This is a genomic window from Streptomyces sp. NPDC026575 (assembly GCF_055567415.1).
Window position 1 is genome coordinate 1 of sequence record NZ_JBVHQM010000057.1, and the last position, 11825, is coordinate 11825.

Sequence of the window (11825 nt, forward strand, 5' to 3'; positions counted from 1 at the left end):
TTGGGTCCCCCCCCGGGCCCTTCCCACAACCGGCCACCCCGCCGCACTCTGTGTGCCGGAAGACTCCGTCAGGGCCGGGAGTTCATCGCCCGGCGACCGCCGCGGCGAGCGCGAGGATCCGGCGGGCGTCCTCGACGTGCAGATTCTCGATCAGCCGCCCGTCGACGGTGGCGACTCCGCGTCCCTCGCGGGTGGCCTCGTCGAATGCGTCGATGACCTTCCGCGCACGGTCGATCTGGTCGGCGGACGGGGCGAACACCCGGTTGCAGGGCTCGACCTGCGCGGGGTGGATGAGCGTCTTGCCGTCGAATCCGAACTGCCGCCCCTGGACGCATTCGGCCTCGAAGCCCGCGGCGTCCTTCACGTCGTTGTAGACGCCGTCGAGGATCACCTTGCCGGCGTCGCGGGCTCCCAGCAGCGCCAGCGACAGCCCGGTCAGCAGCGGGGCCCGGCCGGGGACGTGCTCGGCGTGGAGCTCCTTGGCCAGGTCGTTGGTGCCCATCACCAGTACGGTGAGCCGCTCGCTGGCGGCGGCCACCGCACGGGCGTCGAGCATCGCACGGGGGGTTTCGACCATCGCCCAGATGGCGGTGCGGTCCGGGGCGCCGGCCGCTTCGAGCGCGCGCTCGACCTCCCGCACGGTGTCGGCGGAGTCCACCTTGGGCACCACGACCGCGTCCGGGCCGGCCTCGGCGGCGGCCCGCAGGTCGTCCGCGTGCCAGGCGGTGCCCGGCGCGTTGACCCGGATCGTCACCTCGCGGTAGCCGTACTCGCCCGAGGCGGCCGCGGCGGCGACCCGCTTGCGGGCGTCGGCCTTGGCATCGGGGGCGACGGCGTCCTCCAGGTCGAGGATGAGGGCGTCGGCGGGGATGGACTTGGCCTTCTCCAGCGCGCGTTCGTTGGCGCCCGGCATGTAGAGCACGGAGCGGCGCGGCCGCAGGGTCGCGTCGGACATCGGACTTACTCCTTGTTCTGCCGGGTGTCGGCCGCCGCGTAGGCGTCGCGCAGTTCGGGGTCTCGGGCGGCGAGGGCGTCCGCCAGCTCGGCGACCACCTGGCACTGCTTGTACGTGGCGTCGTCCTGCATCTTGCCGTCGATCATCACCGCGCCGGTGCCGTCGCCCATCGCCTCGATGACCCTGCGGGCCCAGGCGACATCGGCGGGCGCGGGCGAGAAGACCTTCTTGGCGATCGCGATCTGCACCGGGTGCAGGCTCCAGGCGCCGACGCAGCCGAGCAGGAAGGCGTTGCGGAACTGGTCCTCGCAGGCGGTGGTGTCCTTGATGTCGCCGAACGGCCCGTAGTACGGGAGGATGCCGTGCGCCGCACAGGCGTCGACCATGCGCGCGAGAGTGTAATGCCACAGGTCCTGCTGGAAGGTGGCCCGGGGCGCGGTGTCGTCCTGGCCGTGCGGGTCCTCCCGGACCAGGTAACCGGGGTGTCCGCCGCCGACCCGGGTGGTCTTCATCCGGCGGCTGGCGGCCAGGTCGGCGGGGCCGAGCGAGATGCCCTGCATCCGGGGGCTGGCTCCGGCGATCTCCTCCACGTTGGCGACGCCGGTGGCGGTCTCCAGGATGGCGTGCACCAGGATCGGCCGCTGGATCTGCGCCTTCGCCTCCAGCTGTGCGAGCAGCCGGTCGACGTAGTGGATGTCCTCGGCGCCCTCGACCTTCGGCACCATGATCACGTCCAGCTTGTCACCGATCTCGGTGACCAGCGTCAGCAGGTCGTCCAGCGCCCACGGCGAGTCCAGGCTGTTGATCCGGGTCCACAGCTGCGTCTCGCCGAACTCCGTTTTCTTGGCGATCTCCACCAGGCCCGACCTGGCCGCCTCCTTGCGGTCGGCTGCGACGGCGTCCTCCAGATTGCCGAGCAGTACGTCCACGGTGGGGGCGATGGCCGGCACCTTGGCCGCCATCTTCTCGTTGCCCGGGTCGAAGAAGTGGATCATCCGGGACGGCCGGAAAGGTACTTCACGCACGGGTGTCGGCGCGCCGACGGCCAGCGGGCGGAAGAAGTCCTTCGGAGAGCGCATGCAGTCTCCCTGGTCGGATCGAGGGGTGCGGGGCCACCGCCGGGTGTCCGGCGGCGCCATCCGGCCTCACTTTAGGCCCGCGGGGCGGTGACGCTACTGATCAGTATGTGTGCTGTTGGTCACCGAGCGGCTCAGGTGAGCGCGGTCGACGGCCCAGGTGAGCGCACGGCCGGAGCGGAGCCTGCCGACTCGCCGATGCGCCGGGTGCGACACACGTACGATGCCGATCAGCGGTGTCATGAACGAGGACCCTACGGTTCGGAACGCTGTTCAGCAATACCGAACAAGGAGTGTTCATGGTCCAGGCGGTGCACAGGGCGTTCCACGTTCTCCGGGAACTCGCCACGGCGACACCGCGCTTGGGCGTGACGGAACTGGCCGACCGCGTCGGGGTGGCGAAGCCCACCGTCCACGCCCTCCTGCGCACCCTGGAGGCGGAGGGGATGGTCACCCAGGACCGCGAGACGGGCAAGTACCGGCTGGACCCCGGCCTGGTGACGCTGGGCAATGCCTATCTGGACTCGCACGAGCTGCGCACCCGCGCGGTGACCTGGGCCGACCTGCTCGCCACACAGGTCGGTTCGGCCGCGTGGGTAGGTCTTTTGACGGGCTGTGAGGTCCTGGTCGTCCATCACGCCTTCCGGCCCGGCGGGTCGGTGCAGGTTCTGGAGACCGGGACCACCCTGCCCTGGAACGCCTGCGCCCTGGGCAAGGCGATCGCGGCGTTCCTGCCCGCCGAGCGGCGCGCGGAGCTGCTGGCGGGCGAGCTGCCCCGGGTCACCGGCGCCAGCGTCGACGACCCGGACCTGCTGACGACCCAGCTGGACCGGGTGCGGGAGACCGGATTCGCGCTGGACGAACAGGAGTTGACGCTCGGCGACGCCGGCATCGCGGCGCCGGTGTTCGACCGGACCGGTGAGGTGGCGGGCGCCATCGGACTGGTCGGCCCCGTCGAGCATCTGCTGACCGACACGGCACGTCAGGAGTGCGCGATCGCGGTCCGGCAGGTCGCCCGCAGCCTGTCGCGGGACCTTGGCGCACCGCGCAACGCGGGGCTGCGCGCCTCCGCCTGACATCCCTTCCGCAGACCCTCGGGGTTCATCGGCGGTTCATCAACTCGCCTCCCTGGAGGGGCGGTTCACACCCGAATCCGCTACCCGTACGACCACTGCGCCGGAATCCCTTGACGGGGCCGGGGTGGCTGCGTTTTACCTCTAAGGCATTCGGCAATGCCGAACAGCTTTCGGAAATGCGTCGGCTATCCGGCTCGCTGCGCAACGCTGCGGCACGGGGGATAGAAGGAGCGCCTGCCATGCAGGACCCTGCCAAAAAGTTCGACAACCTACCGCGCCATGACGGCGCGCCCGCCGGAAGTCCGGTGGACGTCCCGCTCGCTCTCGACTGGATGCACCGCGCCGCCGCGGCCATGAACCGGCAGCAGGAGCACCTCACCAGGCTCGACGCGGCCGTCGGGGACGGGGACCACGGGACCAACATGGCCCGCGGCTTCACCGCGGTGGACGCCGCACTCGACGGAGCCGCGCCGGCCGCGTCCTCGATCGGCGCGCTGCTGGTGACCGCGGGGAACGCACTGGTCTGACGTCGCCCACCCGCTCACTGAAGCACTCAGAAGCCGCGGCTGGGCGGTCCGTTAGTGTCCCTCCCCGTAGACCCGTCCGTGTCCACCAGTTGGAAGGAGAACGAGAGAATGCCGCACATCCTCATCGACTACGACGAGGCACTGCAGGAGTCCTTCGATCGCCGTGGCTTCGCCCGCGAACTGCACAAGCTGGCCGCCGAGACGGTCGACGGCATCACCGTCGAGAGCTGCAAGACCCGATTCCGCCGCGTCGACGAGGCCGTCATCGCCCACGACGAGCCCGGACACGCCCTGATCCACGTCGAGTTCGCGATCCTGCCCGGGCGCAGTACACAGACCAAGTCGGCGCTGAGCCGGGCGGTCCTGGACCTGGTGCGGCGCCACACCGCTTCGGCGACCGCCGTGGCGGTCCACGCCTCCGTGGACGTCCGCGACCTGAGCGAGGCGTACGCCAAGCATGTGGAGCCGACGGGGGACCGTTGACGATCCTCGTCTCCTACAAGGTCGCCATCGGCGGGCCTCAGCGGCCGTCGCGGTTCAGCAGCCCGAACACCGCGCAGACCAGCACCGCCAGCACCGCGCCCGCCCCGAGAAGCGCCGGCACACCGAGCCCGGCGGAGGACAGTGCGGCAAGGGCGTACGGGGTGAACATGCCGATGTAGGCCAGCGTCCAGAACAGGGAGGTCAGACGGGCCAGGTGGGCCCGCGGGGCGAGGGCGGCGACCTCGGTGAGGCCGAAGCTCAGGGTCAGCCCGTAGCCGGCACCGAGGATCGCGGCCGCGGCGAGCGCGAGCCACGGCTGCTCGGTGGCCGCGGCCGGTGCGGCACAGGTGAGCCCGGCCGCGATGACCAGGAGCCCGGCGGCCCCGTTGGCCAGCCGGTGCCGGGTGGCGAGGTGCCGGGCCAGGGGCTGGACGACCAGTCCGGCACCGGGGACGACGGCGGTGGCGACACCGGCGTAGACGGTCTGCCACCCCGCCATACCGCCGTCGACCAGGCCGGGCAGGGTGACAAAGCCGATCGTCGGGGCCGCGAACACCCAGGGGGCGACCGGCAGTACCGCCCGCCAGAACCGGGCCCGCGCGAAGGGCTCCGGTGCGCCGGAGGCGGTTCCCCCGCCCGGCCTGGTACGCGCCGGCCGGGACTCCGGTGCGCCGTACGCGGCCGCGCCCGCCCCGATGGCCAGGACGAGGTGCGGCAGATACGCGGTGAGCATCGGGTACGGCGCCCACTGGGCGATCAGCGAGGCGACCAGCCCTCCCGAGGCGAAGCCCGCGGAGACGAACATCCCGGACCGTTTGGCGGCCGTGCCCGGCGAGGCGGTCGGGTCGTACGGCGGTGAGGACAGCTCCTTGACCCATGCGCTGCCGGCGGCCAGCAGGGCGCCCGCGCCGAGGCCGGTCAGGAAGCGGCCCGGCAGCAGGCACCAGGTGGCGGCCGAGCCCGCCATGAGCAGGCAGGTCGACAGCAGGTTGACGCCCAGGGCGAGGAGGGCGACCGGGCGGCGGCCGCACCGGTCGGCCAGCGGGCCGCCGGTCAGCAGCCCGGGGATCAGCCCGATGACGTAGACCGCGAACAGGCCGGTCACCGCGGACTCCGACAGGCCCATCTCGCTGCGGTAGGCGCCCAGCAGGGCGGAGAACTGGTTGGCGCTCCATCCGGAGGCCAGCATCATCAGGGCGACGCGCCGCCCGTAGCGGCGCGGCGGTGGCGCGGGGGCCGGGTCGGTGGTGTGGTCGGCGGCGAACGGCTCGGGCCGTGCCGATGGCTTGATCGTGCTGCTCATGGCGCTCAGTCTCGGCACCGCCGGTCGGTCGGCGCGGCCCGCGTTCACGATTCGTGAATGCCCGTACGGGCGCCGCCCATCCGTGCCTTTAAGCTGGCCGACATGGACCTTCGCTTGCTGTCGTCCTTCCTGGCGGTGGTCGAGGAGGGACATTTCAAACGGGCGGCCGCGCGGCTGTTCCTCTCCCCTCCGGCGGTCACCCAGCATGTGCGGCAGCTCGAAACCGAGCTCGGCACCCGGCTGCTGCACCGCAACCCGGTCTCCCCCACCCGGGCCGGAGCGCGGCTGGCCGGGCACGCGCGTACCCTGCTTGCCGCCGCGAACGCCGCGCTGGACGATATCGCCGACGTCATCCGCGACCCCGTGGACGAGGTCATCCGCCCGCTGCGGATCGGCATCATGGGCCATGGTTCGGCGGAGCTGACACCGGCCGCGATCAACGCCTTCCGGAGGGCCCGCCCCGGCGTCCCCGTCGAGCTGCGGCAGCTGAACTTCACCGAGCATGTCACCGCGCTGACCGAGGACCGGGTGGATATCGCGTTCGTGCGGCCGGCACCGGACGACGACCGGGTCGTCGCGGACGTGCTCACCACGGAGCAGCGCATCGTCGCGGTGCCGGAGGCGTCGGCGATCGCGGACGCCCGTGACGAGGGCGTGCGCCTGGCGGACATCATCGACCTGCCGTTCGTCCGGGTGCCGGGCCACACACCGGCCCCGTTCACGGACTACCTGTACTTCGATCACGAGGCGCAGCGCCGCAGCCCGGACTGCGCGCTGACGCCCCACGAGGTGCTGACCGGCGTGATCACCGGCCGCGCGGCGGGCTCGGGGCTGAAGTCCTTCGCCCGCTACTACGCATGGCCGGGTGCGGCGTTCGTTCCGGTGCTGGACGCCCCCTGGGAGAGCAGCTACCTCGCCGTACGGGCGGACGACGCGAATCCGGAGGTGAAGATCTTCCGGGCTCTGACCATGGCGCTGGCGCCGGAGCTGAGGCCCCGCATCGAGCGGTGACCGCGCGCCGTCAGGCGTTCCGGGTGGGCCGCAGGGCGCGTCCGGGGGCGGTGCCGAGGTATCCGTAGGCGGAGAACGCGCTGGCGACGAATGCCTCCTCCGGGCGGGCGAGTTCGGTGGCCGCCTCCTGTTTGCAGGCGGTCTGCGGCTCGGTGGTGCTCTGGCCGAAGCGGCAGGCGACGGCGATGAGCTTGATGGTGATGAAGTCGGCGATCTGGGCGCCGTATTGGATGGGCCGGCCGTTGATGGTGATGTCGCCGACGGTGAAGTTCTTGTCGGCGGGGACCTCGTAGACGGCGCGTACGCGGTGGTCCGGCTCGCCGCGCTCGTAGGTCCAGTAGCTCTGTGGGTCGGAGCCGTCGGGGGTGGCCCAGCCCTCGGTGGACAGGCCGTCGAAGTAGAGACCGACGGGGTCGGCGAGGCTGATGGACGCCTTCTGACGGGCGAGGGCGTTGACCGACGCGCCGATGTGGGGGTCGCTGTTGCGCTCGGCCTGGCCGTAGGCGCTGCACTTGACCAGCTCCTGCTCGGCGGTCAGTTCGGTTCCGTCGATGACCCGGCGGATGGTGCCCGCGGCGGCCAGTTCGATCTCGGCGGCGAGGGTGTTGTTCTTCTGGATGAGGTGCATCGCACCGTTCGTCGTGGTGCTGTTCCACTTGTTGGCCCGGTCGTACGCGCCGTTGACGAAGAGGTCGCTCTCCTGCACGTCGGGGCTGATGTGCCGGCGGTAGAGGCGCAGGACGGTCTCCGGGCTGGTCTTCGCGAGGACGTCCCAGTACTCGGGGCTCTCGCAGGTGAAGGCGGCCTTGATGACCTTGCCGTCGCGGCGGGTGACGCTCCACTCGCAGTACTCGTCCTGGGCCTTGCGGCTGGCCTCGGCCTTCTTCCAGCGCTGTGCGTCGGAGGGGGAGCTGATCTTGAGGATGCGGGGGAAGGCCGTCCAGCTGACGGTGGCGGTCCGGGCGTCGGCGGCGGTGTCGGTCTTGGTGAGGTTGTAGAACTGCGACCGCGGGGCGTCGTGGAGCACCTCGCCGGGGTCGGGGCCCTGGATGGCGGCGTCGATGTTGTCGGAGACGAAGACGTCCCACGCCTTGCGGCCGAATTCGCCGAGGTCGGTCAGTCCCCCGGGCGGTCCGTAGCTGCTGATGGTGGTCATGGTGGTAGTGCTCCTCGGTTCTGTGCGGTCGCGGTGGCGGCGTCCTCAGGGCTGGTCGGTCACGGTGGCGTCCTCGCGCATCCGCAGCGGCGGGGCGGTGGCGGGGATGTCGGTGGTGGGCAGGGTCAACTCGAATTCATGGAGCTTCAGGGCCTTGAACTGCCTGCGGCGTGACTCGGCCAGCAGTACGTAGTCGTCGAAGCCTTCGCGGGTGGTGATCCGCTGCCCGACCTTCGCCAGATAGTCGGTGATCCGCCGGGCGAAGTCCTCGCGCCAAGTGGCGTCCGGAAGGCTCCAGTTCGCCGCGAACTGCGCTTCGGGGCTGTCAGTGGTCAGCCGGCCGGCGGCCGCCAGGATGCGCTCGGCGATCCGGTCACCGAGTCCTTCGGTGGGGCTGCCCTCGGTGGGCACGTACCGCATCAGCCGGGCGCGGTGGGCGCTGAAGACGGGGTTGGGGAAGTCGACCATCAGCGCGCAGGCGGCGAACTTCGGTGAGATCATCCCGTGTTCGCACATGGCCCGCACCACGCTGTTGTCCTCCAGGGCTGCTTCGGGGACCACGAAGGCGAAGAAGGTGTCGCCGGGCCGGCTGAAGCCGCTGGCCTTCTCCTCCAGCCGGAAGCCGAAGGTGTCGAGGCTGTCGGCGTAGAGGGTGGCGGTGGTGGCCGGGACGGTGGCGTCCACCTCGATCCCGAGGTCGTCGAGCAGTGCGTCGTTGTTCAGCCAGAAGCCCATCGGCAGCGGCAGCGGCTCGTCGCCGCCCCGGCCGACGGCCGCGCTCTGGGCGGCGGTGCTGGTGAGGTTGACGGCCGTCGTGGTGAACAGCTGGCGCAGGAGGTGGTCCGGGTTCTCCACGGTGGCGCCGGCGGTGACCGTGCGCAGCCGGGCCCGGGTCCAGCGGTCGATCTGGGCCCGGACCGTCGGCTCCAGGTTCTCCGCGCCGATCACCCGCTGGTACAGGGGGTTCTCCCGCAGGGGGTCGTCGGCGTCGAGCTGGATGGCGGCGGACTGGGACTGCCAGTTGATCCAGGGTTGCTTCAGTTCCTTCATCACGACGCTGCCGTTGACGTGGCTGTCGAAGCAGCCGCTGCCGCGGGAGGCGGCGGCCAGCGCGTCCCAGGAGTTGCCGGTCCACACCCAGGCGGGGGTGATCCGCATGTAGTAGTTGAAGACCTGGTTCGCCTCGTCCCAGGCGGCGACCTGGAGGAACGTGGTCCTGGGGTCGCTGTTGGCGCCGGTGCTGATCAGCAGGTCGGCCTCGTTGCCCCGTATGGCGTAGGTGACGGCGAAGCGGATGTCCCGTCGCAGGTGCGGTGCGTCGGCGGTCGGGATCGTTCCCGACTCGCTCACCAGATAGACCTTGGGCTGATCGGCGACGCGGGGAAGTCCGTCCAGGATTTCCTCCACGGCCATGGGAAAGATGTTCCGCTGGAAGAACACGGTGGCCATGGGATCCCCCAGCGCCGCGAGTTCCTTCTCGCCGACTTCCCTGGCATGCCGGTCCACTCCGCTGACCCTGCGATAGAGCCGGGTGTCCCGCAGCGCGGGATGTCCGGGTCCGAGGTCGTCCTCGACGTGCTCCGCCGAACGTCCGTCAGGGACGTGCAGCCAAGCCGTCGCCCGGCGCCGTTCCGAAAACTCCTCGGGCATTCCCGTCCTCTCGCCATCCGCCCGGTTTCAGGAAAGTGAAAGCCGCCATTTCCGCTGGATCAGGAGTGTCGGCGTCCGGTGGCAGTATGAACGTCGTACGGAAAAGGCCCGATGAGCCTCGCCGCTGCGGGTGCGACGCCATGCGATCGCGTGAGTGGCGGAGGGGCCGAGTAGTCGAGCGGGCGAACGTGCGGAACGGGGATTCGGGCGCGGCCGATGCGTCGATCGGGGATTTCGCTGCCGCGCCGGAGTCACCCGGACGGCGAAGTCCCGGCCCCCGCGCGTAGGCTCCGGCCATGCCCCCGCTCCGCCCCTTCGCCATAGGCGCCGCCGTCCTGGCCCTGGCCCTCGGCACGGCGTGCTCCGCCGCCCGTCCCCAGCAGGACACCGGTTCCGTGCGGCCGCCGGCCGCGAACGCCGTGTTCGACTATCAGCTCGGCGGCGCCTATTCACCACCCCGAGAAGTACGGGCCGTCTCCCGCGACCGCACCGCAAAGCCGGCTCCCGGTCTCTACAACATCTGCTACGTGAACGCCTTCCAGGCACAGCCCGACGACACCGAATTCTGGCAGGCCCGCCACCCCGAACTCCTGCTGCGCGATGACGACGGAGAGCCCGTCATCGACCAGGACTGGGACGAGCCCCTGCTCGATATCTCCACCGCCGCGAAGCGCAAGGCTCTGATGGACATCGTCGGCCCCTGGATCGACGGCTGCGCCAAGGCCGGATACGACGCCGTGGAACCCGACAACCTCGACTCCTACGAACGTTCCCGGAACAAGCTCACCGCCCGCCATGCGGCCGCCTTCGCCGAACTCCTCGCGCACCGTGCACACCAGCGGCACCTGGCCATCGCCCAGAAGAACACCACCGATCTACTGCCCCGGCGCAAGCGCATCGGCTTCGACTTCGCCGTCGTCGAAGAATGCACCCGCTACAAGGAATGCACCGATTTCGCGGACGCCTACGACAACAGAATCTTCGTCATCGAGTACCGGAAGCAGGACTTCGCCGCCGCCTGCCGCTCCTGGGGCAGGCGCCTGTCCCTCACCCTGCGCGATCGCGATGTCCGGCCGGCCGGCGCCGACGGCTACATCGACGAGCACTGCTGAGCCGGCGCGCAACTGGGCCAAGAGCTGTCCCGCAATCCCTGGCGGGACAGCCCTTAGGCGGTCTCATGCCCGGTGGCGGTGCCGTTGATCTTCTCGATCGCCTGCCGGGCCTGTTCCTGCGGGGAGCGGGCCGGCAGCGTCGACACGGTCGTACCGGCGACGGCCGGCTGCGCCCGCTCCTGCGGCACCGTCTTGGGCTGGGGCGCCGGCGGCCGGGTCCGCAGCCGGTGGCTGGCGGCCTCGTCCAGGGTCACCGGGCGCTTCACCCGGGCCGCGAGGCGGGCCGCGTCCTGGCCCAGCGCGGCGACGTCCTCCCACGTCAGGCGCACCACCAAGGACACCTCGGCGTCGCCGTCCGGCAGAGCCTGGATCGATGGGAAACCAGGGTCGGTCATGGGCCCTCCTCGCATCGTGGACCGGTGCCCTAAAGGGACACGGCTATGAAGGGATACGGACGACCGCCCGCCCGCGTTCACCTCGATGTGTGCCCGTCCCATGCCAGGGGCGCATTCACCCCGATCCCCGTGCGCCCTGCCCGACTGTCACACCTGGCCGTCACCATGGACCGAGCAGCCCACCACCGGCTTGGAGGCCGACTGATGGACGCCCAGCGCCTGGCCCGACTCGACGACGCCGACTACGAACAACTGGTCCTCGACCACGCCCATCCCCCGGCGCGTGACCCGGATGTCTGGGCGGTGCTGATCGACCCCGCCCTCATCGACCGCACCCGCGGCGCCCTCAACACGCTCTTCCAGCGCAACTCGTCGGTGCTGCGCAAGCGGCGCGAGGAGCGCGAGCAGTTCCGGCTGGCGTGCTTCGCCCGCGGGCAGGCCGGCAAGGAGGAGTGGTTCGCCTCGAAGCGGGAGTACGACGCCTGGCGGCACCGCGCGGCGAACTTCAGCCGGACGGTGCAGAACGCCCTGTCGGAGATCAACAGGGCGAAGAAGGACCTCAATCGGTCCCTGAACCACCAGGTCGCCCAGAACCACCGGGACCGCCTGCGCGACCTCGCCCTCGCCGTGCACAGGCACCAGGCCGCGCACGCCAGGGCCGGTGGTATCGCCGAGCAGGCCGACTACGAACTGTGGCGCGCCCTGGACCGGATCACGGTGCCGATAGGGCCGGCGAGCGAGCCGACGTCGCTGCGGACGATGCTCGACATCTACTGGACCGATGTGACGCCGGTGGCGGAGGCCGACGAGCAACGTGCGGGCGCCGAGCGGACGATGCGTGCGGCGCCGGGCGGGCAGGCCGCGCGGTTCAGCGGCGTGCCCCGGGCCCGGCACGTGGACAACGGCAAACACCTCGCCTGATCTGATCTGCCGTCCCGGCCCTCCCGCGGTCCTGTGCCACCGCGGGAAGTCCGCTTGGCGACGCGCCTAGGTGTACTCGGCCATGAGGTTGGTAACTCGCGTCGGTAGTTGATCAAGAAGAGACCTCCGGGCGTAGTGGAGATGCCTGTCTTCACCACAA

12 protein-coding genes are annotated in these 11825 nt (G+C 70.8%); 6 read left to right on the forward strand and 6 right to left on the reverse strand.

What is annotated here, in order from left to right; all coding sequences use genetic code 11:
• Positions 1-82: 82 nt before the first annotated feature.
• Positions 83-955, reverse strand: a complete 873-nt coding sequence (locus tag ACZ4NB_RS38435) for an HpcH/HpaI aldolase/citrate lyase family protein (RefSeq protein ID WP_467667700.1) — start codon at positions 953-955, stop codon at positions 83-85.
• A 5-nt stretch (positions 956-960) separates the two neighbouring features.
• Positions 961-2034, reverse strand: coding sequence for an HpcH/HpaI aldolase/citrate lyase family protein (locus tag ACZ4NB_RS38440; RefSeq protein ID WP_467667701.1), 1074 nt, complete (start codon positions 2032-2034; stop codon positions 961-963).
• 296 nt (positions 2035-2330) lie between these two features.
• On the opposite strand from ACZ4NB_RS38440, the gene ACZ4NB_RS38445 reads away from it, so the two are divergent.
• The 3 genes from ACZ4NB_RS38445 (at position 2331) to ACZ4NB_RS38455 (ending at position 4117) form a co-directional block, all read left to right on the forward strand.
• On the forward strand, positions 2331-3107 hold the full coding sequence (locus tag ACZ4NB_RS38445; RefSeq protein ID WP_467667702.1) for an IclR family transcriptional regulator: 777 nt from the start codon (positions 2331-2333) through the stop codon (positions 3105-3107).
• A 239-nt stretch (positions 3108-3346) separates the two neighbouring features.
• The gene (locus ACZ4NB_RS38450) at positions 3347-3634 is read left to right on the forward strand and encodes a DAK2 domain-containing protein (protein ID WP_467667703.1); all 288 of its coding nucleotides are present in this window, start codon (positions 3347-3349) and stop codon (positions 3632-3634) included.
• A 108-nt stretch (positions 3635-3742) separates the two neighbouring features.
• On the forward strand, positions 3743-4117 hold the full coding sequence (locus ACZ4NB_RS38455; protein WP_467667704.1) for a 5-carboxymethyl-2-hydroxymuconate Delta-isomerase: 375 nt from the start codon (positions 3743-3745) through the stop codon (positions 4115-4117).
• 37 nt (positions 4118-4154) lie between these two features.
• On the opposite strand, the gene ACZ4NB_RS38460 is transcribed toward ACZ4NB_RS38455, so the two are convergent.
• Positions 4155-5420 carry an MFS transporter gene (locus tag ACZ4NB_RS38460; RefSeq protein WP_467667705.1) on the reverse strand — a complete coding sequence of 422 codons (1266 nt, stop codon included), beginning with the start codon at positions 5418-5420 and terminating at the stop codon, positions 4155-4157.
• A gap of 102 nt (positions 5421-5522) precedes the next feature.
• On the opposite strand from ACZ4NB_RS38460, the gene ACZ4NB_RS38465 reads away from it, so the two are divergent.
• Positions 5523-6431, forward strand: coding sequence for a LysR family transcriptional regulator (locus ACZ4NB_RS38465; RefSeq protein WP_467667706.1), 909 nt, complete (start codon positions 5523-5525; stop codon positions 6429-6431).
• Positions 6432-6441: 10 nt separating this feature from the next.
• Here ACZ4NB_RS38465 and ACZ4NB_RS38470 read toward each other — a convergent pair whose 3' ends face one another.
• Together ACZ4NB_RS38470 and ACZ4NB_RS38475 are read right to left on the reverse strand one after the other, a co-directional pair.
• Positions 6442-7587, reverse strand: coding sequence for a hypothetical protein (locus ACZ4NB_RS38470; RefSeq protein ID WP_467667707.1), 1146 nt, complete (start codon positions 7585-7587; stop codon positions 6442-6444).
• Between the two features lie 45 nt (positions 7588-7632).
• Positions 7633-9237, reverse strand: coding sequence for a hypothetical protein (locus ACZ4NB_RS38475; protein ID WP_467667708.1), 1605 nt, complete (start codon positions 9235-9237; stop codon positions 7633-7635).
• A gap of 296 nt (positions 9238-9533) precedes the next feature.
• Here ACZ4NB_RS38475 and ACZ4NB_RS38480 point away from each other — a divergent pair, with 296 nt between their 5' ends.
• Positions 9534-10349 (forward strand): endo alpha-1,4 polygalactosaminidase, encoded by an 816-nt coding sequence (locus tag ACZ4NB_RS38480; protein WP_467667709.1) that lies wholly within the window; start codon positions 9534-9536, stop codon positions 10347-10349.
• Positions 10350-10402: 53 nt separating this feature from the next.
• On the opposite strand, the gene ACZ4NB_RS38485 is transcribed toward ACZ4NB_RS38480, so the two are convergent.
• Positions 10403-10744, reverse strand: a complete 342-nt coding sequence (locus tag ACZ4NB_RS38485; RefSeq protein ID WP_467667710.1) for a hypothetical protein — start codon at positions 10742-10744, stop codon at positions 10403-10405.
• Positions 10745-10948: 204 nt separating this feature from the next.
• Here ACZ4NB_RS38485 and ACZ4NB_RS38490 point away from each other — a divergent pair, with 204 nt between their 5' ends.
• Positions 10949-11665, forward strand: coding sequence for a hypothetical protein (locus ACZ4NB_RS38490; protein ID WP_467667711.1), 717 nt, complete (start codon positions 10949-10951; stop codon positions 11663-11665).
• Positions 11666-11825 lie beyond the last annotated feature (160 nt).

Coding starts and splice junctions, on each gene's coding strand:
- ACZ4NB_RS38460 (WP_467667705.1), bottom strand. CDS start 5,420: ATGAGCAGCACGATCAAGCCATCGGCACGGCCCGAGCCGTTCGCCGCC.
- ACZ4NB_RS38445 (WP_467667702.1), top strand. CDS start 2,331: ATGGTCCAGGCGGTGCACAGGGCGTTCCACGTTCTCCGGGAACTCGCC.
- ACZ4NB_RS38440 (WP_467667701.1), bottom strand. CDS start 2,034: ATGCGCTCTCCGAAGGACTTCTTCCGCCCGCTGGCCGTCGGCGCGCCG.
- ACZ4NB_RS38450 (WP_467667703.1), top strand. CDS start 3,347: ATGCAGGACCCTGCCAAAAAGTTCGACAACCTACCGCGCCATGACGGC.
- ACZ4NB_RS38470 (WP_467667707.1), bottom strand. CDS start 7,587: ATGACCACCATCAGCAGCTACGGACCGCCCGGGGGACTGACCGACCTC.
- ACZ4NB_RS38465 (WP_467667706.1), top strand. CDS start 5,523: ATGGACCTTCGCTTGCTGTCGTCCTTCCTGGCGGTGGTCGAGGAGGGA.
- ACZ4NB_RS38435 (WP_467667700.1), bottom strand. CDS start 955: ATGTCCGACGCGACCCTGCGGCCGCGCCGCTCCGTGCTCTACATGCCG.
- ACZ4NB_RS38485 (WP_467667710.1), bottom strand. CDS start 10,744: ATGACCGACCCTGGTTTCCCATCGATCCAGGCTCTGCCGGACGGCGAC.
- ACZ4NB_RS38455 (WP_467667704.1), top strand. CDS start 3,743: ATGCCGCACATCCTCATCGACTACGACGAGGCACTGCAGGAGTCCTTC.
- ACZ4NB_RS38490 (WP_467667711.1), top strand. CDS start 10,949: ATGGACGCCCAGCGCCTGGCCCGACTCGACGACGCCGACTACGAACAA.
- ACZ4NB_RS38475 (WP_467667708.1), bottom strand. CDS start 9,237: ATGCCCGAGGAGTTTTCGGAACGGCGCCGGGCGACGGCTTGGCTGCAC.
- ACZ4NB_RS38480 (WP_467667709.1), top strand. CDS start 9,534: ATGCCCCCGCTCCGCCCCTTCGCCATAGGCGCCGCCGTCCTGGCCCTG.